Annotated in this window: 19 protein-coding genes and 1 pseudogene; 8 read left to right on the top strand and 12 right to left on the bottom strand. The window is 67.9% G+C overall.

From position 1 onward, the window contains the following. Window positions 1–44: 44 nt before the first annotated feature. Both ACP696_RS07195 and ACP696_RS07190 read left to right on the top strand, forming a co-directional pair. Entirely contained in the window at window positions 45–467 is a 423-nt protein-coding gene (locus tag ACP696_RS07195) for a YkvA family protein (RefSeq protein WP_426043617.1), read from the top strand. Further along, window positions 460–1092, top strand: coding sequence for a lysoplasmalogenase family protein (locus tag ACP696_RS07190; protein ID WP_426043616.1), 633 nt, complete (start codon window positions 460–462; stop codon window positions 1090–1092). The genes ACP696_RS07195 and ACP696_RS07190 overlap by 8 nt, the downstream gene beginning before the upstream one ends. A 171-nt stretch (window positions 1093–1263) precedes the next feature. On the opposite strand, the pseudogene ACP696_RS07185 reads toward ACP696_RS07190, so the two are convergent. The 10 genes and pseudogenes from ACP696_RS07185 to ACP696_RS07140 all read right to left on the bottom strand — a co-directional run. Continuing rightward, a pseudogene (locus ACP696_RS07185) lies at window positions 1264–1598 on the bottom strand (AMP-binding protein); the annotation flags it as partial. Window positions 1599–1665: 67 nt separating this feature from the next. Continuing rightward, the gene (locus tag ACP696_RS07180; protein WP_426010899.1) at window positions 1666–2022 is read right to left on the bottom strand and encodes a hypothetical protein; all 357 of its coding nucleotides are present in this window, start codon (window positions 2020–2022) and stop codon (window positions 1666–1668) included. Between the two features lie 111 nt (window positions 2023–2133). Next, complete coding sequence (gene leuB, locus ACP696_RS07175) at window positions 2134–3186, bottom strand: 3-isopropylmalate dehydrogenase (protein ID WP_426043615.1); 1053 nt, start codon at window positions 3184–3186, stop codon at window positions 2134–2136. 12 nt (window positions 3187–3198) lie between these two features. Next, a complete protein-coding gene (locus ACP696_RS07170) occupies window positions 3199–3501 on the bottom strand; it encodes a putative quinol monooxygenase (RefSeq protein WP_426029948.1) in 303 nt (100 codons plus the stop codon). Between the two features lie 4 nt (window positions 3502–3505). Further along, a complete protein-coding gene (leuD, locus tag ACP696_RS07165; RefSeq protein ID WP_426029946.1) occupies window positions 3506–4114 on the bottom strand; it encodes a 3-isopropylmalate dehydratase small subunit in 609 nt (202 codons plus the stop codon). Continuing rightward, the gene (gene leuC / locus ACP696_RS07160) at window positions 4114–5568 is read right to left on the bottom strand and encodes a 3-isopropylmalate dehydratase large subunit (protein ID WP_426029944.1); all 1455 of its coding nucleotides are present in this window, start codon (window positions 5566–5568) and stop codon (window positions 4114–4116) included. The genes leuD and leuC overlap by 1 nt, the downstream gene beginning before the upstream one ends. 144 nt (window positions 5569–5712) lie before the next feature. Next, on the bottom strand, window positions 5713–6645 hold the full coding sequence (locus ACP696_RS07155; protein WP_426043614.1) for an iron-containing redox enzyme family protein: 933 nt from the start codon (window positions 6643–6645) through the stop codon (window positions 5713–5715). Window positions 6646–7047: 402 nt separating this feature from the next. Then, complete coding sequence (gene rplS, locus ACP696_RS07150) at window positions 7048–7443, bottom strand: 50S ribosomal protein L19 (protein WP_426010908.1); 396 nt, start codon at window positions 7441–7443, stop codon at window positions 7048–7050. A gap of 3 nt (window positions 7444–7446) precedes the next feature. Next, window positions 7447–8184, bottom strand: coding sequence for a tRNA (guanosine(37)-N1)-methyltransferase TrmD (trmD, locus tag ACP696_RS07145; RefSeq protein WP_426010909.1), 738 nt, complete (start codon window positions 8182–8184; stop codon window positions 7447–7449). Window positions 8185–8239: 55 nt separating this feature from the next. After that, a complete protein-coding gene (locus ACP696_RS07140; protein WP_426010910.1) occupies window positions 8240–8434 on the bottom strand; it encodes a hypothetical protein in 195 nt (64 codons plus the stop codon). A gap of 279 nt (window positions 8435–8713) precedes the next feature. Between ACP696_RS07140 and ACP696_RS07135 the strand changes: the two genes are divergently transcribed. Next, a complete protein-coding gene (locus ACP696_RS07135; RefSeq protein ID WP_426029940.1) occupies window positions 8714–9517 on the top strand; it encodes an isocitrate lyase/PEP mutase family protein in 804 nt (267 codons plus the stop codon). Here the strand turns inward: ACP696_RS07135 and ACP696_RS07130 are convergent. Beyond that, a complete protein-coding gene (locus ACP696_RS07130; protein ID WP_426043613.1) occupies window positions 9514–10863 on the bottom strand; it encodes an energy transducer TonB in 1350 nt (449 codons plus the stop codon). The two genes, ACP696_RS07135 and ACP696_RS07130, sit on opposite strands and share 4 nt — an antisense overlap. A gap of 139 nt (window positions 10864–11002) precedes the next feature. Between ACP696_RS07130 and polA the strand changes: the two genes are divergently transcribed. Continuing rightward, the gene (gene polA / locus ACP696_RS07125) at window positions 11003–13933 is read left to right on the top strand and encodes a DNA polymerase I (protein WP_426043612.1); all 2931 of its coding nucleotides are present in this window, start codon (window positions 11003–11005) and stop codon (window positions 13931–13933) included. Window positions 13934–14227: 294 nt separating this feature from the next. Beyond that, entirely contained in the window at window positions 14228–16156 is a 1929-nt protein-coding gene (locus tag ACP696_RS07120; RefSeq protein ID WP_426043611.1) for a methyl-accepting chemotaxis protein, read from the top strand. Between the two features lie 16 nt (window positions 16157–16172). On the opposite strand, the gene ACP696_RS07115 is transcribed toward ACP696_RS07120, so the two are convergent. Further along, window positions 16173–16988 (bottom strand): LytTR family DNA-binding domain-containing protein, encoded by an 816-nt coding sequence (locus tag ACP696_RS07115; RefSeq protein WP_426043610.1) that lies wholly within the window; start codon window positions 16986–16988, stop codon window positions 16173–16175. Window positions 16989–17074: 86 nt separating this feature from the next. On the opposite strand from ACP696_RS07115, the gene ACP696_RS07110 reads away from it, so the two are divergent. From ACP696_RS07110 to ACP696_RS07100, 3 genes are all read left to right on the top strand, one after another. Further along, window positions 17075–17629 (top strand): DUF2306 domain-containing protein, encoded by a 555-nt coding sequence (locus ACP696_RS07110; protein ID WP_426043609.1) that lies wholly within the window; start codon window positions 17075–17077, stop codon window positions 17627–17629. A gap of 79 nt (window positions 17630–17708) precedes the next feature. Further along, window positions 17709–18413 (top strand): TetR family transcriptional regulator, encoded by a 705-nt coding sequence (locus tag ACP696_RS07105; RefSeq protein WP_426043608.1) that lies wholly within the window; start codon window positions 17709–17711, stop codon window positions 18411–18413. An 87-nt stretch (window positions 18414–18500) separates the two neighbouring features. Then, on the top strand, window positions 18501–21857 hold the full coding sequence (locus ACP696_RS07100) for a glycosyltransferase (RefSeq protein ID WP_426043607.1): 3357 nt from the start codon (window positions 18501–18503) through the stop codon (window positions 21855–21857). Window positions 21858–21895: the final 38 nt, after the last annotated feature.

Raw genomic sequence — 21895 nt, 5'->3', positions numbered from 1 at the left:
CTTTGGTTGCGTTTAACTGGAACCTTGAGGAGCGGTTTAACCCGATGAGCGCCGACGCCAAACCATCCCCCGACGTCAATCCGGGTTTCAAGCCGGACGACGTGCTGGATCCCAGGAAGGCTCTGGTCCCCGCGACCGTGCGGGTCAACGAGCAGCGCGTGACGCGGGGCTTCTGGCCGAAGATCCGCAGGGTGGCCTCCAAGGCGCCGTTCGCGGCCGAGGCGCTGTCGCTTTGGTGGTGCGCCCGGGATCCCACGACGCCGGCTTCGGCCAAGGGCATGATGTTCGCCGCCCTGGCCTATTTCGTGCTGCCGACCGACGCCATTCCGGACATCCTCCCGGCCGTCGGCCTGACCGACGACGCTGCGGTGATCGCGGCGGTCATCGCCATCGTCGGCCGAAACCTCAAGGCCCGTCACAAGGATGCTGCCAAGGCCTTCCTGACCAAGATGGGCGACGATGACTGACAGCGGCCTGTGGGCGACGGCGGCCGTCTGCGCGCTTTTCTATGGGCTGCTGTTGGTCGAGCGGCCGCCGTCGTTCATGCGCGCCGTGGTCAAGACCGCGGCCACTGGCGCCCTGGCGGTGCTGGCCTATTGGCAGGGTGGCGGACCGCTGCTGGCCATCGCCCTGGCGCTCTGCGCGGTGGGCGACGCCTTCCTGGCCGGCGATCCCAAGCGCTGGCTCCCGTTCGGCCTGGCCGCCTTCCTCGCTGGCCATGTCGCCTATGCGCTGCTCTTCTGGAAAGAGCGCGGGACGGCGGACGCGCTCTTTTGGGCGACAGCGCCGCTGGCCGTGGCGGCCGCGGCGGTCATGCTGTGGCGGCTCTGGCCCTCGCTCGGAGCGCTGCGGCCGGCGGTCGTGGCCTATGTGGCCGCGATCGTCGCCATGGTGACGCTGAGCCTGCTGCTGCCCCACGCCCGCTGGCCCGCCGCGCTGGGGGCCCTGGCCTTCATGACGTCCGACGCCGTCCTGTCCTTCGACCTGTTCAAGGGCGCCAAGCTTGCGGGATCGACCCGATTGACGGCTTGGGCGGTATGGTTCCTCTACTTCGGCGGCCAGGCGCTGATCGCCTACGGCATGTTGCGGTAGGAGAGCGTGATGGCCCTGTTCGAGACCCGTCCGATCACCGTATCGATCGCCCGGGCCGCCGCCGAGGTCTATGCTTTCGCTCAGCCGCCTGAAGCCTTCCCGAAATGGACGGCCGGCCTTGGCGCGGACCTGACCCGCGACGGCGACCGTTGGATCGCCCACAGCCCGGACGCTGGCCGCGTGGTTGATGGTGAAGACGATCTGCTCGTCCGACAGCCGGGGATTGGCGGTGTGCAGCACCGCGCCCAGGCCGGGCACGGCGTAGAACAGCTCCAGGTGCCGGTGGGTGTTCCAGGCCAGGGAGGTGACCCGGTCGCCGGACCTCACGCCCAGCCGGGTCAAGGCGTTGGCCGCCTGGGCGGCGCGCCGGGCCAGGCTTTCATAGTCGTAGCGCCAGAGCGGTCGATCAGATGGGACACCACCTCGCGCCCGCCATGGGCGCTGGCCGCGTAGCGCAGGATGCCGCTGACCAGCAGCGGCGTGGTCTGCATCAGGCCCAGGATCATGGACGCGCCCTCTTCTTATCGTTGAGAGGAGGGTGGGGCCTGGGAGAGGTTAGGGAAGGCCTGGGGCCTATTCGGCGTAAGGCCGAACCCGGGCCTTGTCGATGAAGACTGGCGTTGGAGGCTGGCCCGTCGGCGCGATGTCGAAATCGGCCTTGGATGTGCAGAAGTCCCCCTGCGCGGTGTCGATCATCCGCTCGCCGGCGAAGACCCGCTGGGTGGCGACAACCCGACAGTCGCGCACCTGGAAGACCAGGGTCTCGAACGAGGGCGCCCAATGACCCGTCAGGCCTTCGTCACGCCAGCCTGGGCATCGCTTGGCGAGCAGGGCGCGCAGGCCCTTGAGGTCGGAATGGCTGAGCTGGCGCCCCAGCGCTGGCGGATGGGGCTCATAGACGCAGACCGTGTCGGCTGCGCCTTGGAACAAGACGGGCGTTCCATGACTTCCAGCGTCGGGGGGCAGGCGGACGTCCTCAACGCGGATGCAGCCGGCGAGGCCCGCCGCCGCAACGATCCACATTAGCGCCCGCTTCATAACCTAGAACCCCTGCAGCACTGCATCACCCATCTGAGCCGTGGTCAACGCCCCGCCCAGGTCCCGTGTCCGGGCTCCGCCTTCCAGCGCCGCCTTGACCGCCGACAGCAGCGCATCAGCCGCCTCAAGGCGGCCCAGCGACCAGCGCAGGGCCATTTCGAGCGACAGGATGGCGGCCAGGGGATTGGCCACGCCCTGGCCGGCGATGTCGGGGGCCGAGCCGTGGATGGGCTCGTACAGGCCCGGCTTGCCCTTGGCGCCCAGCGCGGCTGAGGGAAGCATGCCCAACGAGCCGGTCAGCATGGCCGCGGCGTCCGACAGGATGTCGCCGAACAGGTTGTCGGTGACGATGACGTCGAACTGCTTGGGCGCGCGAACCAGCTGCATGGCGCAGTTGTCGGCCAGGATGTGCTCCAGCTCGACATCGGCATAGTCGCGGGCGTGCAGCTCGGTGACCACCTGCTTCCACAGCAGGCCGCTTTCCATGACGTTGGATTTCTCGGCTGAGGCCACGCGGTTGCTTCGGCCGCGCGCCAGCTCGAAGGCCACCCGCGCCACGCGCTCGATCTCGGCGGTGGTGTAGACCTGGGTGTCGACGCCCCGTTTCTGGCCGTTTCCGAGATCCTCGATGCCGCGCGGCTGGCCGAAATAGACCCCGCCCGTCAGTTCACGGACGAACATGATGTCCAGGCCTGAAACCAGCTCGCGCTTCAGGCTGGAGGCGTCGGCCAAGGCCTCGAAACAATAGGCCGGGCGCAGGTTGGCATAGACGTCCATCTCCTTGCGCAGCTGCAGCAGGCCGGCCTCGGGTCGCAGGTGGCGCGGGGCGTCCTTCCATTTGGGACCGCCGACCGCGCCCATCAGCACCGCGTCGCTGGCCAGGGCCGCGTCGCGCACCGCGTCGGTCAAGGGCGTTCCGTGCACGTCATAGCTGGCGCCGCCATAGAGGGCTTCGTCAATCTTCAGATCCGGGGTGAGGGCGGTGGCCACGCGGCGCACCTGCGCGCAGACCTCGGGGCCGATCCCGTCACCGGGCAGGAGCAGGAGCGTGGACATCGGAGGGCTCTCTTAGATGGCGCGATAGGCGGAGACGTCGAAGGACGCCATGTTGCGGTCGTGGACGCCCAGCTCGGCGCAGCTTAGCCGCCAGGCGGCCATGTGCGGGCTGGCGCGGTGGAAGGCCAGGGCGGCCTCGTCGACGAAATGCTCGTAGACCCGGATCAGGCCGGGGTCGAGCGAGTCCTCGGTCAGGGCGTAGTCCAGGCAGCCGAGTTCGGCTCGGCTGCCTTCGACCTGGGCTTGCAGGTGAGGCCGCAGGTCGGCCAGGCGCTCGGGCGCGACGCGGATCGTGCCGGCGAGGATCAGGGTCACTGCCCTAGGCTTCCAGCCACGGCCGATCCAGCGCCCGCTTGCCTTCGTACACATCGATATCGGCGCCGTGCATCAGGGTTTCGCCGATGAAGTCCAGGCCCCGCAGCATCTTGTCCTTGCGCACGGGATCGATGTCGAAATGGAAGCTCCGGCCCGACGGCGAGATCACCGTCTGGGCGGCCAGGTCGATGCTGACCATGTGGTTGCCGCCCTTGGCCTCGTCCATCAACTGGGCGACCTCCTCGGGCTTCAGCACCACCGGCAGCAGGCCGTTGTTGAAGCAGTTGTTGTTGAAGATGTCGGCGAAGCTGGTCGAGATCACGCACAGGATGCCGAAGTCCATCAGCGCCCACGGGGCGTGCTCACGCGATGACCCGCAGCCGAAATTGTCTCCGGCGATCAGCACGGACGAGCCCTTGTACTCCGCCCGATTGAGCAGGAAATCGGCGTTCTCGCGGCCCTCGCCGTCGAAGCGGAAGTCGTAGAAAAGCCCCTTGGCCAGGCCCTCCCGCTCGACGGTTTTCAGGAACTGCTTGGGGATAATCTGGTCGGTGTCGATATTGGCCAGCGACAGCGGCGCCGCGCGACCGTCGAGACGGGTGAAGGCTTGCATCAGACGGTCTCCGTCAGGAAGGTGCGCACATCGACCAGATGTCCCGCGATTGCCGCCGCCGCCGCCATGGCTGGCGAGACCAGGTGGGTGCGGCCGGCGCGGCCCTGGCGGCCCTCGAAATTGCGGTTGCTGGTCGAGGCGCAGCGCTCGCCCGGCTGCAGCTTGTCGGGGTTCATGGCCAGGCACATCGAGCAGCCCGGTTCGCGCCAGTCAAAGCCCGCGGCCTTGAAGATGGCGTCCAGGCCCTCTTCCTCGGCCTGTTCCTTGACCAGGCCCGAGCCCGGCACGACCATGGCCGTGACGTGGGGCGCTACCAGGCGGCCGTGCAGGAAGGCTTCCTGCACCACGGCGGCGGCGGCGCGCATATCCTCGATCCGGCTGTTGGTGCAGGAACCGATGAACACCCGGTCGATACGGGCCGCGCTGATCGGCTGGCCGGCGGTCAGGCCCATATAGTCAAGCGCCCGGTGGGCGGCGGCGCGCTTGCCCGGCGTGGCGAAGCTTTCCGGGTCGGGCACATTGCCGGTCACCGGGATGACGTCCTCTGGCGAGGTGCCCCAGGTGACCATCGGCACGAGCGCCGAACCGTCGATCACCACGGTGCGGTCGAAATGGGCGGCGGCGTCGCTGGCGAAGCTCTTCCAGTGGGCCAGCGCCATCTCCCAGGCCGCGCCCTTGGGGGCCGACGGCTTGCCCTGGATATAGGCGAAGGTCTTGTCGTCGGGCGCGATAAGCCCAGCCTTGGCCCCGCCCTCGATGGTCAGGTTACACAGGGTCATGCGACCTTCCATCGACAGGGCCTCGATGACCGGGCCGGCAAATTCGATGACATAGCCCGTGCCGCCGGCCGTGCCGATCTCGCCGATCACGGCCAGCGCGACATCTTTCGCCGTGACGCCGGGGCCAAGCTGGCCGTCGACGCGGACCTTCATGTTCTTCGACTTTTCCTGGCGCAGGGTCTGGGTGGCCAGGACGTGCTCGACCTCGGAGGTGCCGATGCCGTGGGCCAGGGCTCCGAAGGCGCCGTGGGTCGAGGTGTGGCTGTCGCCGCAGACGATGGTCATGCCCGGCTGGGTGCGGCCCTGCTCGGGACCGACCACGTGGACGATGCCGTTCCTGATGTCGCCCATCGGGAAGAACTCGATGCCGTTGTCCTGGACGTTGCGCGCCAGGGTCTGGAGCTGCAGCCGCGCCTCTTCGTCGGTCACCGCGTCGACGCCTAGCGCCTGGCCCTGCGTCGGGATATTGTGATCGGCCACGGCCAGGGTGCGGTCGGGTCGGCGCACCTTGCGGCCCGCCGCGCGAAGGCCGGCAAAGGCCTGCGGCGTGGTGACTTCGTGGATCAGGTGCAGGTCGATATAGAGGATCGCCTCGCCGTCCTGCTGACTGACGACGTGGGCGTCCCAGATCTTGTCGTAGAGGGTCTTGGGGAGGGTCTTGGGTGCGGAGCTCATGATACCCGCGCATCTAGGCCTTGAGCGGGGGCGCGTAAAGCTGCCAGCGCTCAAAATTCGAGGTCGATCGCGGCGCTCGCGGTCGTTCGTGCCCCCAGAGGCACAGTGCGAGTCGCCATGGCGCAGTTTCTTGCCTCGAATGGCCTATTCGGCAGCGTAGACCAGGGGGTGGGCATGGGCCCACAGGTGGGCGCGGTAGGTATCAAAGCACTGCTCGCCGCAGATCAACCGCATCACCGCGCCCTCGGCGATGTGCCGGGCGCAGTCGGGATTCTCGGTGACCAGCGGGATCAGGGCCTCGGCGTTCCAGGCCTTGGAATGCTCGACGTCGAGCACAGCGTGCAGGGCGAAGTACTTGCGCACCTCCGGCGCCACGCCGACCCGCTTGAGGCCGGAGTCGACCAGGGCCACGCGGCCTGGGGCGGTCAGCTCGACCACGCCCAGGGCGCCGACCGACTGGTAGGTGTAGCGACGGGTGGTGGCGAAGGCGGTCATGGCGTTGGCCAGGGCCAGGGACTGCCACAGGGTGAAGTCGATGGTTGGCGTCAGGCCGAGCACCGCGGTGGTTCGGGTCAGCATCGGGCCGTGCATGCCATTGGCGTTGCCGCGGCCCATCTCGTCCCAGTAGTTGCGGGCCAGTTCCAGCTTGGCGCGGTCCGACAGCTTGACCTGGGTCAGGGCGACCAAGTCGTCGAACCCGGCTTCGCCAGCGGCTTCCTGGGTCAGGAACCACTTCAGGTCCTCCAGGCTGGCCTCGACCTCAAGCCAGTCGAACAGCGGATCGCCTTGGCCGGGGCCGAACGCCTTGAGGTCCTCGAACCAGGCGATGAAGCCGTCAGGATCGGTCGGCAGGTCGGCGACCATGGGCGCGATAGAGGCGCGGAACTGCTCGACGAACTCGCCTTCCAGCCGCTTCATGCGCGCTTCCTCAGCCACTTCCGCGCGCCAGCCGGCGGTGGGGGTCGCCACCGCCATTCGGCGATGGTTCCAGTGGGCCAGACCGCGATGCAGGGCTTCGGCGTCGGGAAATTCGGGGGTGAAGAGACCCAGGTTCGCCAGGCGTTGACCACCAAACATCTTGCTCTCCGTAGACTATCCATGGGGCGAGACGGCGACCGAGGGTGCGCCGAGACTCATCTTGGGAAGACGTAACGGGATTTCAGGCCAGGTGTTCCTGAGTTACTTGACTGACAGAGGCGGCGTCGCAGACGCCAACGAAAGAGGGCGCGCTCGGTGGCGCGCCCTCGTATCGTTATTTGGCTTCGAGACCTGAGGTCATTAAAGCCGGCCACACCCTGCAAGGGAGCGGTCTGAAAGCCCGTCGCCGAAGCGGTGGGGGTAATTCATCAAACACCCCAGAACAATGTTCTGTCAACATGTACGTGCGGATGCACTAAAGCTTGACCTTGGGCGGGCTCGAAGAAAAAGGCCCCGGCGTTTCCGCTGGGGCCTCGTTCGATCTTGCAGAAACGGTCAGGCCTATTCGGCGATGACGGTCTTGTCCTTGCGGACGGTGGCGCGTTCGGCGATCCGGGCCGACTTGCCGCGACGGTCGCGCAGATAATAGAGCTTGGCGCGACGGACGACGCCGCGACGCTTCACTTCGATGCTTTCGATGTTCGGCGACAGCAGGGGGAACAGACGTTCCACGCCTTCGCCGAACGAGATCTTGCGGACCGTGAAGCTCTCGTGGATGCCGCCGCCCGAACGGGCGATGCAGACGCCTTCATAGGCCTGGACGCGCTCGCGCTCGCCTTCCTTGATGCGGACATTGACACGCAGGGTGTCGCCCGGTTCGAATTCCGGGATGGCGCGGGCCGAGAGCAGACGCTCGGATTCAACGCGCTCGAGTTCCTTGATGATATTGATAGCCATGTCTCAATCTCCTTTGGGCTTACCCGTTTTCGGGCCGCCTTTTGCCTGTTGATTGGCGAGATGCGCTTCCCAAAGATCGGGGCGCCGCTCGCGGGTGGTCTCTTCACGCATACTGGACCGCCACTGGGCCACCTTCTTGTGGTCGCCCGACAGCAGCACCTCGGGGATATCCCGTCCTTCGAACGTCCGCGGCCTAGTATACTGCGGATGCTCCAGGAGACCGTCCTCGAAGCTTTCTTCCTGCGTGCTCTCGAAATTGCCCAGAACCCCTGGAGCCAATCGAACGCACGCCTCGATCACGACCATCGCCGCCGCCTCGCCACCGGCGAGCACCGCGTCTCCGACCGAGACCTCCTCGAACCCCCGGGCGTCGAGCACCCGCTGGTCCACCCCCTCGAAACGGCCGCACAGGACGATGACGCCCGGAGCTTTCGACCATTCCTTGACACGCGCCTGGGTCAGGGGCCGACCCCGGGCGCTCATGTACAAAAGCGGCCGTTCACCGACCTCCACGCTGTCAAGCGCGGCGGCGATGACGTCCGCTTTGAGTACCGCTCCCGCGCCGCCACCCGCGGGGGTGTCGTCGAGGAAGCCGCGCTTATCTGTGGAAAAGCCCCGAATGTCCAGTGTTTCCAAACGCCACAGGTCCTGCTCCTTCCACGACGTGCCGATCAGCGAAACGCCGAGCGGGCCGGGGAAGGCCTCGGGGAACATGGTCAAGACGGTGGCGGTGAACGGCATGGGCGCTCTGTAGCGCCGCATGTGCGCGAAGACGAGAGGGTCAGGCCCTCATCGATCAGGTCAGGATGGTCCTGGGCAGGGGCTTGCCGGCCTCGGCGGGCATCAAGGGCGGGGTCAACCTGACCGGCTCGCGGGTGGGGTCGGCTGCCGGCGCGGCGTGATGCACGGGGGCCACCGCCAGCACGGCGGCGGTGGTCAGGGTCGCGGCGGCGAGCGCCGCACCGACACGAATCTTCTTCCATGAAATCATGGGCGAGGGGTCTTCCTGCGTTTCGGGTCGTTCAATCCAAAGCCCGGGAGCGGGGGAGGTTCCCGTGGAGGCGGCCTTGGCGGACCTCCTGCCTCTAGGCGAAGCGATTGACCTCGCCAAGGCGGCATTACGACGCGTTCGCCGCATTTCGCGGCGGCGCCGCAAGGGCGGGCGAGGGCGCCGAAACCTGTCAGCAGCGGGTCAATTGGGTCCGATTTCCGCGAGACGCACGCCGCCGTGCCGGACCATAGTCCCGCCGTCCAGCCAGTGAGCCCGCCCGTGACCCAGACCACCGCCGACCGTTTCCACGCCCTGCACGCCGGCCCGGACGTGCTGATCTTGCCCAACGCCTGGGACGCCGCCAGCGCGGCCCTGATGGAAGACGCCGGGGCCGCCGCCGTGGCCACTTCCAGCGCCGCCGTGGCCTGGGCGCGGGGCTATGCCGACGGCGACGCCCTGCCGGTCTCGGCCCTGATCGATGTGATCGCCGGCATCGGCCGGGTGATCAAGGTCCCGCTGACCGCCGACATCGAGGGCGGCTATACCGACGACCTCACCGAGCTGACCGAGACCGTCAAGGCGGTGATCGGGGCCGGAGCGGTCGGGATCAACCTCGAAGACGGCCGTCGCGATCCAGACATCCACGCCCGCAAGATCGAGACGGCGCGGGCCGCCGCCGAGGCGGCCGGCGTGAAGCTGTTCATCAACGCCCGCACCGACGTCTATCTGGCCGGCCTGGCGCAGGGCGAGGCGGCCCTGGCCGAGACGTTGCGCCGGGCCGCGCTCTACGCCGAGGCCGGCGCCAGCGGGATCTTCGTGCCGCTGCCCATCGAGGAAGACGTGCTTTCGACGCTCGCGGCCGCGACCGCCCTGCCTCTGAACGCCATGGGCCGACCGGGCATGCCGCCGGCGACGCGCCTCGCCGCGCTGGGCGTGCGCCGGCTGAGCTCGGCGACGGGTCCGTTCCGCGCGGCCTATGGCGCGATACTGAGCGCGACCAAGACTTTCCTCGTCGATGGCGACACCACCGGCTACGCGGCGTTCGCCAGGGACCTGCCCGACCTCAACGCGCGGTTCGGCTAAGGCTTCTTGGCCGGCGGGGCGGCAGGAGGCGGCGCCGCAGCCGCCTCCTGCCAGTTGAACCGAATAGGCAGGACGATCGGCAGGCCGTCCAGCGGCTCGCCCTCCTTGCTCCAGGGATTCATCGCCATCAGCTTGGCCGCCTCGATCGCCGCAGCCCCGAAATCCAGACCGACAGGGTCCTCGTGTCGCACCTGACAATCCGTCAGCTCGCCTCGGATATCCACTACGCAGCCGACCACTCCAAGGCCCGTCTCCACCCCGGCCTTGATCGCCGCCCGTGGATAGGCCAGCGCCATCCCCTCAGGGGTCATGGTTCGGGTCCATTTGGGCGCGGTGATCTTGCGGGTGTCGGGGCTCGCCGGATCGCGAAAACGGAACGGCACATCGACGGTATAACTGCTCAGCGTCTTCACCTGATCTGGGGCGAAGGCGACCCTGAAGTTCGGCGACAGTGAGCGTGCGGCCTTGCCGAAACCCTTGCCGGTCGGGATTTCAGACAGCACGCTGCAGAAGGTCAGGCCGCCGGTTTTGTTCAGGTTGCAGCGCAGGGCGACTTGGCCGGTCACCGCGCCTTTGGCGTCGGCGGGCCAGGCCGCACGTACCTGAGCAGTCGATGGCGTGCTGGTCCAAGGCGGATCCAGCACCAGGCTCTTGACCGGTCCGCTGGGCATGGGCATGTTTTCGAAGCCTGCCCAGACCACGGGAATGGTGGCCTCGGTCTCCACGGGCTTGCCGCCCCGGATCTTGGGTTTCAGCCGAAATAGCGGCGAAAGCGCGAGCGCCGCCGCGCCGAAACCCATGTTCTCGGGCGTCTGGTGATCGACCTTGCAGTCGCGCAGGAAGCCTTCCTCATTGACCTTGCAGACGATTGTCGCCCTGGCGTTGGCCGGCGGCCTGTCGCGCGCCGCGACGGGAAAGACGCCCATCAATTGCCCGGCGGAGGGTTTGGTCAGCCAGTCGGGGTTGGAATCGCCGGGCGCGAGGAAGCTGTAGCTGCGCTCAAACCGTCGCCCGATAATCGCGGCGCCGTTGTCGTCCTTGACCTTGACCCGATCCTTCGCCGACAGCCCGAGGGCCGCGTCACCGAAGCCCAGGCCGGCGGGCTCTTCCTTGGTCACCTTGCAGCCGGATAATCGGCCGCCCGCGTCAGCGGTGCAATTGAGGTCCACATCGCCCGAAATCTTCTGGGCGAAGGCGGCCTTGGGATAGGCTGCGGCGACATCCTCGGATTTGGCGCGCTGCATGTAGGAAGGGTGGGCTAGCGGCTCGTCCGCCGCCCGGCCGTGCGTCGGCGCCAATCCCGTCAAAGCCGCCACGGCCAGCGCCGTCAGAAGTGCCGCCCTCATATATCCCCCGAGTTGAGCTAAGCTGCCGCCACGTTTCGCAGCCTAGGGTGGAGCCTAGTCGGTCGGCACGGCAAGCGCCAGCATGAAGCTGGGCGTCTGAGGTGTTCCCGCGCGCCTCTCGACCGCCTATCTTGGCCCCATGACCGACACGCTCGCCGATTCCGCCGTCTCCGCTGAAGCCGCTCTGGCCGAGGCAGACCGCCCCCTGACCCAGGACGGTCCTACCGTCCGGCTGTTCCTGGTCGACGGCTCGGCCTATCTGTTTCGCGCCTATCACGCCCTGCCGCCCCTGACCCGCAAGAGCGACGGCCTGCCGGTGGGCGCGGTGCAGGGCTTCTGCAACATGCTGTGGAAGCTGCTGCGCGACATGCAGGGCGACGCGCCCACCCACCTGGCGGTGATCTGGGACCATTCGGAAAAGACGTTTCGCAACACCCTCTACGACAAGTACAAGGCCCACCGCCCGCCGCCGCCCGAGGACCTGATCCCCCAGTTCCCGCTGGTGCGCGAGGCGACCCTGGCCTTCGGCGTGCCGGCTATCGAGCTGCCGGGTTACGAGGCCGACGACCTGATAGCCGCCTATGCCTGCCGGATGCGCGAGCTGGGCGGCGAGACGGTGATCGTCAGCTCCGACAAGGACCTGATGCAGCTGGTCGGCGACGGCGTCTCGATGTTCGACCCGATGAAGGGCGTGCGCATCGACCGCGAGCAGGTGTTCGAGAAGTTCGGGGTCTATCCCGACAAGGTGGTGGATGTTCAGGCCCTGTGCGGCGACAGCGTTGATAATGTTCCCGGCGCCCCCGGTATCGGCATCAAGACCGCCGCCCAGCTGATCAACGAATATGGCGACCTCGATACGCTGCTGGAACGGGCCGGCGAGATCAAGCAGCCCAAGCGTCGCGAGACCCTGATCGAATATGCCGACCAGATCCGCCTGTCGCGCCTGCTGGTCAAACTCGACTGCGACACGCCCTTGCCGGAGCCGATCGACGACCTGACGGTGCGCGAGCCCGACAAGCAGGTGCTGGCCGACTTCCTGGAGCTGATGGAGTTCCGCTCCCTGGCCCGCCGGGTCGGCGACGGCAACGCCTCGGCCGCGCCGCGCACGCTGGGCCCGTCTGGGGGTCGTCCCCCCAGCGCCCCGACCGCGCCGGTGCTGGGCGTGTCCTACATGACCGCCGCCGCGCGGGCGGCCGCCAATCCGGTGGCCGAGCCCGTGTCCATCGACCACGCGGCCTATGTGCGCATCCAGGACCTGGAGACCCTCAATGCCTGGATCGCCAAGGCCACGGCCAAGGGCGTCATCGCCTTCGACACCGAGACCGACGCCCTTTCCTCGGCCACGGCCGGCCTATGCGGCGTGTCCCTGGCGATCTCGCCGGGCGAGGCCTGTTACATTCCAGTCGGCCACTGCGAGAAGGACGGCCTGGCCCTGGAGGCCGCCGCCGACCTGGTGCAGGTTTCACTCGAAGACGCGATCGCCGCGCTGAAGCCGCTGCTGGAGAACCCCGCGGTTCTGAAAGTCGCCCAGAACGCCAAGTACGACATCGCCGTGCTGGCGCGCTACGGGATTAATGTGGGTCCGATCGAGGACACCATGTTGATCAGCTACGTGCTGGAGGCCGGTTTGCACGGCCATGGCATGGACGAGCTGTCGGAGCTGCATCTGGGCCACAAGCCGATCCCCTTCAAGCAGGTGGCCGGCGCGGGTAAGGCGCAGATCAGCTTCAAGCACGTCGCCCTCGATCAAGCGACGGCCTATGCCGCCGAGGACGCCGACGTCACCCTGCGGCTCTACACTGTGCTCAAGCCGCGCCTGGCGCGCGAGGGCCTGCTGACGGTCTACGAGACCCTGGAGCGTCCGCTGCCCACCGTGCTGGCGGCCATGGAGAACGACGGCATTCGCGTCGATCCCGAGACCCTGCGCCGGCTGTCCAACGAGTTCTCGATGCGCATGGCGCAGTTCGAGGCCAAGGCCCAGGAACTGGTCGGCCGACCGTTCAACCTCGGCAGCCCCAAGCAGATCGGCGACGTGCTGTTTGGCGAAATGGCCCTGAAGGGCGGCAAGAAGACCGCGACCGGCCAGTGGTCGACCGACAGCGACGTGCTGGAAAGCCTGGCCCTGGAGCACGAGCTGCCGCGCGTGCTGCTCGACTGGCGCCAGCTTTCGAAGCTGAAGGGCACCTATACCGACAACCTGATCGCCGCCATCGCGCCGGGCGGAGACAATCGCATCCACACCTCCTACGCCCTGGCGGCAACCACGACGGGCCGGCTGTCGTCGTCGGACCCCAACCTCCAGAACATCCCGATCCGCACCGAGGAGGGCCGCAAGATCCGCAAGGCCTTCGTGGCCGCGCCGGGCAAGGTGTTGATCAGCGCCGACTACAGCCAGATCGAGCTGCGCCTGCTGGCCCATATCGGCGACATCCCGCAGCTGAAGATCGCCTTCCAGGAGGGCTTGGACATCCACGCCATGACCGCGTCGGAAATGTTCAACGTACCGATCGAGGGCATGCCCAGCGAGGTGCGCCGCCGGGCCAAGGCGATCAATTTCGGCATTGTCTACGGCATCTCGGCGTTCGGCCTGGCCAACCAGCTGTCCATCCCGCAGGGCGAGGCGGGGGCCTATATCAAGACCTATTTCGAGCGCTTCCCCGGCATCCAGGCCTATATGGAAACGACCAAGGCCTTTGTGCGCCAGCACGGCTATGTCACCACCATCTTTGGCCGCAAGATCAACATTCCCGACATCGGCGGCAAGTCGGTGGCTCACCGGCAGTTCGCCGAGCGGGCGGCGATCAACGCCCCGATCCAGGGCGCCGCGGCCGATGTCATGCGTCGCGCCATGATCCGCATGCCGAGCGCGCTGACGGCCGCGGGGCTGTCGTCCCGGATGCTGCTGCAGGTGCACGATGAACTGGTCTTCGAGGCCCCCGAGGCCGAGGCGCAGGCCACCATCGCTGTCGCCCGCGAGGTCATGGAGGGGGCGGCCGCGCCGGCGGTGGACATCTCGGTGCCGCTGACCGTCGAGGCCAGAGCCGCCGTCAACTGGGACGAGGCGCACTAAGCGCTATTGCACGAATTATTTTTGCACGTGCGCCTCACCGCCTGGGGTGGAGTGCTTCCGCTGCGGAAACCTGGATGCCCGCTAGACGCAAGCTCAAACATAGAAATGCTACCGGTATTGTAATTTCCGCTACCCGTCCCACCAGGCGCTGCGACGTTGGGTCACGGTACAGTTAAGGTCGTGGAAACCGTCTTCTCCGCACAAATGGAGTGCGACGCGGGCGCTTCAGCTGCGGTTTAGATACCTGTCGATCTGAAGGCTCCCGTGCTCGCCGCCCAACACCGGAGAGCGGCCATGAACTTTGGCGATTTAAAGATCCCCCACAAGCTGATGACGGTTTTCGCCGTCATGCTGACCGCGATCGCCGTGATGACCGCCACTCTCTATGTGAACCAGCACGAGTACGAGAGCTCGGTCGATCGCACCGAGCAGGCCTACGAGTCGCTGCGCGCCGCTGACACCGCCGCCTTCCGTCTGACGCGGCAGGAGAACTCGCTGCGCGGTTTCCTGCTCTCTGGCGACGATTACTACGTCAAGCGCCTGGAAGAAGCTCACAAGCCGAAATTCATGGCCGCCCTCGACAAGCTGCGCGTCCTGGCCAAGGGCGACGAGTCCGACCTGGCCCGCATCGCCGCAGTCGACGCCGCCTATGCCGATTATCGCAAGCTTGCCATCGAGCCGGGCGAGGCCCTGGGCCGCGATCCGCTGACCCGCCCGCAGGCCGTCGAACTGGTCAAGCACGACGGCGTCGCCGACCAGGCGGTGACGCCGGTCGAGGACACCATCGAAGCCATCGTCGAGGATTCCGAAGCCGTGCTGGCCACCGAGGCCGCCGCGCAGAAGAAGGCCTCGCTGGCAACCACCCTGGCCCTGGCCATCGGCGCCGCCGTGACCATCGCCATCGCCTTGGGGGGCGGCCTGCTGCTGTCGGGCGCCATAGTCGGACCCGTGGCCGCCATGACCGCGGCCATGCGCCGCCTGGCTTCGGGCGACAACAGCGTCGAGGTTCCGGCGATCGGCCGCAAGGACGAGATCGGGCAGATGGCCGCCGCCGTCCTCACCTTCAAGGAAGCCGCCATCGAGAAGATTGGCATCGAGGGCGCCGCCGCCAGCCAGCGTCGCGCCACCGAGACCGAACGCGCCGCCGTGGCGGACGAGAAGGCTCAGGTCGAGCGCAGCGACGCCGTCAATTTCGGCGCCCTGAACGAGGCCCTGGATCATCTGGCCGGCGGCGATCTGACCCACCGGATCGTCATTCCCTTCTCGCCCAAGGCCGAGAGCCTGAAGGCCAATTTCAACGCCGCTGCGGACCGCATGCAGGACGCGATGAAGGCCATCGCCGCCGCCACGGGCGGGGTCAACAGCGGGACCGATGAGATCGCCAGCGCTTCGGATGACCTGTCGCGCCGCACCGAGCAGCAGGCCGCCAGCCTGGAGGAGACCGCCGCCGCCCTCGACGAGATCACCGCCACCGTCCGCAAGACCGCCGCCGGCGCCAAGGAGGCCTCCAGCGTGGTTGCCGTGGCCCGCGTCGACGCCGAGAAATCCGGCAAGATCGTCAGCCAGGCGGTCAGCGCCATGACCGAGATCGAGACCTCGTCCGCCCAGGTCGCCCAGATCATCGGCGTCATCGACGAGATCGCCTTCCAGACCAACCTGCTGGCCCTGAACGCCGGCGTCGAAGCCGCCCGGGCCGGTGACGCGGGCCGCGGCTTCGCCGTCGTCGCTCAGGAAGTGCGGGCCCTGGCCCAACGCTCGGCCGACGCCGCCAAGGAGATCAAGACCCTGATCTCGACCTCGACCCAGCAGGTCGAGGCCGGCGTCAATCTGGTCGGCCAGACCGGCGAGGCCCTGCGCCGCATCGTCGAGCAGGTGGCGTCGATAGACGCCCTGGTCACCGAGATCTCAGCCTCGGCCACCGAACAATCGACCGGCCTGCACGAGGTCAATACCGCCGTGAACCAGATGGACCAGGTGGTGCAGCAAAACGCCGCCATGGTCGAGCAAGCCACCGCCGCCACCCACTCGCTGAAAGACGAGGCCACCGAACTGTCGGCCTTGGTCGGGCGCTTCAAGGTCGGCGCCGAAGCGGCCTTCGCACCGGCCCGGCGCTCGCCGGCGCCCGCTCGTCCCAACACGGCCGTCCGTCCAGGACGTTCCGCCCCCGCGTCGCGCGGAAACACGGCCGTCGCGATGAAGGCCGACGAGTGGGAAGAGTTCTAGGCGGCCAAAGTCAGATTCAGAACCATCCCGCTTCCCGCAGCCCCCGCGCATAGGCCCGGCTGACCGGAACCTCGACGCCGCCCTTCAGGGTGAGGGTCGCGCGGCCGTCGCCGCGCTTGGCGGTCTCGACGGCGTCGCGGGCCACCCACCATGAGCGGTGGGTCTGGGCGCCCTCGATGCCCTCGAGCTCCGCCACGGCGTCGGACAGGCGCAGCAGGATCAGGTCCTGTCCCTTGGAGGTGTGCAGCCGCAGATAGTGGTCCTCGGCCTCGACGGCGTGGATCTCGGCTCCGCGCAGGCGAGGCGGCAGGCGTTCAAGGAAGCGGGGCGGGGCGGCTTCCGGCGGGGCGGCGTGGGTTTCGACCCGCCGCTGGGTGGCCAGCAGCATCAGGGTTGTCATGCCGCTGGTCACCACCAGGGTGGCGCCAAGATAGGTGGCGACGATGCGCGGGGTCAGAGCCTGGCGACCGCCGGCGACCCAGACCAGCAGGGTGAACAGCGGCGTCAGCACGGCGACGATGACAGGGCCCCGCAGCCAGGGCGCGTCGATATCCGGTCGCAACCGCGTGACCAGACGGGCGACCAGGCTGCCTAGCACCGCGCCCAGCACACACAGGCCGATCCAATAGGCCAGGCGGGGGACGATCGGCATGGCGCCGCTCCCGAGCGCGCCGATCAGGGCCAGGAAGGCTCCGGCCGCCGCCGCGACGGCGATCGGCCGGGCGAAGCTCTTCAGGAAGGCCGCCAGCCGGCCGCTTTTGGCGGTGTCCGTTGGCGCTTCGCCAATGGCGCCCGGGCGCCGTTCACGAACTCCCGACGCTTTCTCACGCACCTGCCGATGACCCCCCAAACCGCTGGCCCTAAGCCGGACCAGCCTTGATCGGCCTACCACGGCCTGATCGCTTCGGGAGAAACAAGATGTCCGACCAAAGCCCATCCATCGGTCCGGCTCACTTCATGCGCACGATCTTCATCGGCCTGGCCGTGGCGGTGGTGTTGATCCTCGCCGCCGGCGCGGTCCACGGCGTCGGGCCCGCCGCCATCGCGAACCGCTTCCTGCGCCTGCCAGGCCATCTGCATGCGCCGCATTTGGAGCTCCTGGCGATGGCGCCCATCCAGATCCGCCTTCATGTCGCGGCGGTCAGCACGGCGCTGTTGGTGGGGGTGGCGCTGATGCTGGGGTTGAAGGGCGACACCCTGCACCGCACCCTCGGGTGGGTCTGGGTCATCGCCATGGCCACGGCGGCGATCTCGTCGCTGTTCATCCATCGCACCAACGGGAACTTCAGCTTCCTGCACCTGTTCGCCGGCTGGACCCTGATCGCCCTGCCGATGGGGGTGTTCGCGGCCCGCAAGCACAATGTCCGCCTGCACGGCCGGACCATGACCGGCCTGTTCGTCGGCGGCCTGCTGATCGCCGGGGCCGCCGCCTTCCTGCCCGGTCGGCTGATGTGGCAGATGGTGTTCGGCTAGGGACGGTGCGCGCGCCACGCTTGCCACCCGGCCAAGGCAGGGCCTACGAACGGTCAAGCCACGCGCGGATCGCAGAAAAATGACGTCGCCAGTTCGAGCTCCTCGCGCCAAGACGGCCGGGCGCGGCCGTCCCTCCAAGGCCACCGGCCGGGACCTGAAGGAAACCATCCTCGACGCCGCCGAGGGGCTGTTCGCGCGACACGGCTTCCACGGGGTGACCATCCGCCAGGTGGCCGCAGAGGCCGGCGTCGACACCGCCCTGATCCACTATTATTTCGGCGCCAAGCGCGAGCTGTTCGACGCGGTGTTCTTGCGCCGGGCCGAAATCCTCAACACCGCCCGCGGCCTGTCGATGGACGCCTATGAGAGGGTTCATGCGGGCGATATGACCGTCGAGGGCGTGATCGAGGCCTTCATCGAACCGCTGCTGCGCATCTCGCAGGACGGCGGTCAGGGCTGGAAGAGCTATTTCGCCCTGGTGGCCCAGGTCAACAACACTCCGGCCTGGGGCGGCGAGACCATGGCGCGGTTCTTCGACCCCGTCGTCCACCGCCTGGTCGAAACCCTGAAGGTCGTTCGTCCGGACGCTGAATATCGCGACCTGTACTGGAGCTACCAGTTCCTGACCGGCTCGATGATGCTGGCCCTGTCGGAGACTGGCCGCATCGACTCGCTGTCCGAGGGGCAGTGCCATTCCAGCGACCTCGGCGCGGTACGCGCCCGGCTGTTCGCCTATTGCGCCGCCGGCTTCGAGGCGGTGATCGCGCGGGCGGCGAAGGCTTGATTTTCCGGAATAGACGCCGTTCGACGGAGCGCCACCGTTCCGCCCATTTCGGGCTACAAGAGCGCTGAGGAACGCGGAACCCTGACCATGAGCGGCGACGACCGGCACATCTTCCACGATCCCACCGGCAAGCGGGACCGGCGGATGCGTCTGATCCTGGGGATCGGCCTGTCGGCGCTGGCGGCGATCGTCGCGGCCTTCCTGGCCACCCTGGCCTTCGCCCCGCGCCTGCCGTCGGTGATCCTGCGGGACCCGCACATCCTGTCGTCGCTGCACAAGGAAACGGCCCATCGGCTGAAGCCCACCCTGGCCTGGCGCAAGGTTCCCCGCCCCGCCGCGGCGGCGGGGATCGGCCCGGCCCGGCCGATCAGCGTCGGCTTCTATGTCAGCTGGGACGAGGACTCCCGCGAGTCCCTGCGGCGCAATATCGACAAGCTGGACGTGGTGTCGCCCCAGTGGGTGGCGCTGAAGAGCTCGGCCGGCGACGTGACAGTCGACGACGACCCGCAGGGCGTGGCGCGGATCGCCGCCGCGCCCAACCATCCTGCGGTGCTTCCCCTGGTCCACAACTCGGCCAATGCCAGCTTCAACGGCCCGCTAGCCGACGCCCTGTTGGCTGATCCCGCCGCCCGCCACAAGCTCGTGACCACCCTGGCCGATCTGGCGGTCAAGCGCGGCTATGGCGGCTATGTCTTCGACCTGGAGAACCTGGGGCCCAAGGGTCTGGCGAACTATCCCAAGCTGCTGGACGAGGCCCGCGCGGCCTTGAAGCCTCAGGGTCGCGAGGTGTGGGTCACCGCGCCGTTCGACGAGGAGGGCTGGCCGCTCAAGCGTCTGCAGGACGCCGCCGACACCCTGGTGCTGATGGCCTATGACCAGCACTACGCCTTCGGCGATCCGGGACCCAACGCCGGCCAGGACTGGTACGAGTCCGAACTGGCCAAGCGGTTCGCCAAGCTGGATCCCGCCCGCACGATCATGGCCCTGGGCGCCTACGGCTACGACTGGACCATCAAAAAGGATGGCAAGCCGGCGGCCGGTGACGCGGTCACCTTCCACGAGGCCATGCGCAACGCCCAGGACGCCGGTGCGACCATCGACATGGACGACGACGCCCTGAACCCGACCTATGGCTATGAGGACGACGGCGGCGGCCAGCATGTCGTCTGGTTCCTTGACGCCACCACCCTGTTCAACGCGGTCAAGGTCACCGACCAGTGGCGACCGCGGGGCTACGGCCTGTGGCGGATGGGCATGGAGGATCCGGGTGTCTGGAGCGTGCTGGGCAAGCCCTATGGGCAGGTCTCGGCCGCCGGCCTGACCCGCATCCCGGCCGGCCAGAGCGTCGATTTCGACGGCGGCGGCGAGGTGCTGCGGGTCTCGGCCCTGCCCACGCCCGGCAAACGCACCCTGGAGTTCGATCCCGACACCGGCCTGATCTCCGGCCAGACCTACGACACCCTACCCAGTTCCTACGTGATCGAGCGCTACGGCCAGAAGCCCGGTCTGGTGGCCCTGACCTTCGATGACGGCCCCGACGGCCGCTGGACGCCGAAGATCCTCAAGGTCCTGAAGGACAAGAACGCCGCGGCCACCTTCTTCGTGATCGGCGAGAACATGCAGACGAGGCCCGATCTGGTGAAGCGCGAGGTCGCCGAGGGCCATGACGTGGGCAGCCACACTTGGACCCACCCCAATATCGGCGAGACGCCGATCGCCCAGACCGATGTCGAGCTGAACGCCACCCAGCGCCTGTTCGAGGTGATCACCGGCCGCTCGATGCGCCTGTTCCGCCCGCCGTTCTTCGGTGACGCCGAGCCTTCGACCCCGCACGAGGTGGCGCCGCTGGTGATCGCCCAGACCCTGGGCTATCTGGTCGTTGGCCTCCGCATCGACCCTGACGACTGGCAGAAGCCAACGCCCCAGACGATCATCGACCGCACCCTGGAGCGGCTCGACCATCCGGGCGACCGGCCGGGTCAGGTGGTGCTGCTGCACGACGCCGGCGGCGACCGGTCGCGGACCGTCGCGGCCCTGCCGGGCCTGATCGACGCCATCCGCGCCCGGGGCTACCGCCTGGTGACGGTCGGCGAACTGGCCGGGATGACGCCAGCCCAGGTCATGCCGGTCAGCGATCGCGACCCGGTGGCCCTGGCGCTGGACCGCGTCGGTTTTGGCCTGTTTCGCGGGGTGAAGGCGGGCTTGGCCGCCCTGTTCATCACCGCCATCGCCCTGGGCATGGCGCGGTTGGTGTTCCTGGCGGGACTGGCCCTGGTTCACCGCTCGACGCATCAAAGCCCGCAGAACCTCGATCCCGAAACCGGTCCGCTGGTCAGCGTGCTGATACCCTGTTTCAACGAGGAGAAGGTCATCGCCGCCTCGGTGGCGCGGATCCTGGAGTCGGAGTGGAAGAACCTCGAGGTGCTGGTGCTCGACGACGGCTCGTCGGACGCTACGGCCGACGAGGTGCGCAAGGCCCACGGCGACAATCCGCGCGTCACCCTGCTGAGCTTTCCGAACGGCGGTAAGGCGCGGGCGGTCAATCGCGGCCTGGCCGTCGCCAAGGGCGAGTATGTGGTGGCGCTGGACGCCGACACGCTGTTTCCGCCCAAGACCATCGGGCGCCTGGTGCGCTGGTTCCAGGATCCGACCATCGGAGCGGTGGCCGGCAACGCCATCGTCGGCAACCGGGTCAATACCGTCACCCGCTGGCAGGCCCTGGAATATGTCACCGCCCAGAACCTCGAACGCCGCGCCCTGGCGACCCTGGGCGCGGTGACGGTGGTGCCGGGCGCGGTCGGCGCCTGGCGCAAGAGCGTGCTGGACGACCTGGGCGGCTATCCCTCGGACACCCTGGCCGAGGACCAGGACCTGACCATCGCCTGTCAGCGCGCCGGCTGGAAGGTGGCCTTCGATCCCGCCGCCCAGGCCTTCACCGAGGCCCCCGACACCGTGGCGGGCCTGCTCAAGCAGCGCTTCCGCTGGTCGTTCGGCACCCTTCAGTGCGTGTGGAAGCATCGCGCGGCGCTGTTCAGCCCCAAGACACCCGCCTTGGGTTTTGTGGCCCTGCCGCAGATCTGGCTTTTCCAGATCCTGTTGGCCGTCGCCGCCCCCCTGGTTGATCTGGCGGTGGTCTGGGGGCTGATCTCCGGCCTGTACGGCGCCATCGCCCACCCGGTGGAATGGTCACCCGACGACACCATCCGGGGCCTGCTCTATTGGGCGGTGTTCATCCTGGTGGACCTATCGGCCGGGGCGCTGGGCATGGCGCTGGAGAAGCGCGCGCCCTGGGCCGACCTTCCGTACCTGCCCGTGCAGCGCTTCGGCTATCGCCAGCTGATGTACTATGTGGTGGTCAAGTCGGTGCTGACCGCCGCGCGGGGCGGCCGGGTCGGCTGGGGCAAGCTGGAGCGGCGGGGCTCGGCGACGGTGAGGGCCGGGTGATGACAAGGTTTTCATTCGGTCAAGTTATTGGTAGCGGT

This window comes from Caulobacter sp. DWR3-1-2, assembly GCF_049896225.1.
GTDB lineage: Bacteria > Pseudomonadota > Alphaproteobacteria > Caulobacterales > Caulobacteraceae > Caulobacter.
The sequence above is the reverse complement of the archived record's forward strand: the minus strand, read 5'-3'. Positions and strand labels throughout refer to the sequence as shown.

Coding starts and splice junctions, on each gene's coding strand:
- rplS (WP_426010908.1), bottom strand. CDS start 7,443: ATGGCTATCAATATCATCAAGGAACTCGAGCGCGTTGAATCCGAGCGT.
- ACP696_RS07120 (WP_426043611.1), top strand. CDS start 14,228: ATGAACTTTGGCGATTTAAAGATCCCCCACAAGCTGATGACGGTTTTC.
- ACP696_RS07195 (WP_426043617.1), top strand. CDS start 45: ATGAGCGCCGACGCCAAACCATCCCCCGACGTCAATCCGGGTTTCAAG.
- ACP696_RS07130 (WP_426043613.1), bottom strand. CDS start 10,863: ATGAGGGCGGCACTTCTGACGGCGCTGGCCGTGGCGGCTTTGACGGGA.
- leuC (WP_426029944.1), bottom strand. CDS start 5,568: ATGAGCTCCGCACCCAAGACCCTCCCCAAGACCCTCTACGACAAGATC.
- ACP696_RS07100 (WP_426043607.1), top strand. CDS start 18,501: ATGAGCGGCGACGACCGGCACATCTTCCACGATCCCACCGGCAAGCGG.
- ACP696_RS07155 (WP_426043614.1), bottom strand. CDS start 6,645: ATGTTTGGTGGTCAACGCCTGGCGAACCTGGGTCTCTTCACCCCCGAA.
- ACP696_RS07140 (WP_426010910.1), bottom strand. CDS start 8,434: ATGATTTCATGGAAGAAGATTCGTGTCGGTGCGGCGCTCGCCGCCGCG.
- ACP696_RS07190 (WP_426043616.1), top strand. CDS start 460: ATGACTGACAGCGGCCTGTGGGCGACGGCGGCCGTCTGCGCGCTTTTC.
- leuD (WP_426029946.1), bottom strand. CDS start 4,114: ATGCAAGCCTTCACCCGTCTCGACGGTCGCGCGGCGCCGCTGTCGCTG.
- ACP696_RS07110 (WP_426043609.1), top strand. CDS start 17,075: ATGTCCGACCAAAGCCCATCCATCGGTCCGGCTCACTTCATGCGCACG.
- trmD (WP_426010909.1), bottom strand. CDS start 8,184: ATGCCGTTCACCGCCACCGTCTTGACCATGTTCCCCGAGGCCTTCCCC.
- leuB (WP_426043615.1), bottom strand. CDS start 3,186: ATGTCCACGCTCCTGCTCCTGCCCGGTGACGGGATCGGCCCCGAGGTC.
- polA (WP_426043612.1), top strand. CDS start 11,003: ATGACCGACACGCTCGCCGATTCCGCCGTCTCCGCTGAAGCCGCTCTG.
- ACP696_RS07105 (WP_426043608.1), top strand. CDS start 17,709: ATGACGTCGCCAGTTCGAGCTCCTCGCGCCAAGACGGCCGGGCGCGGC.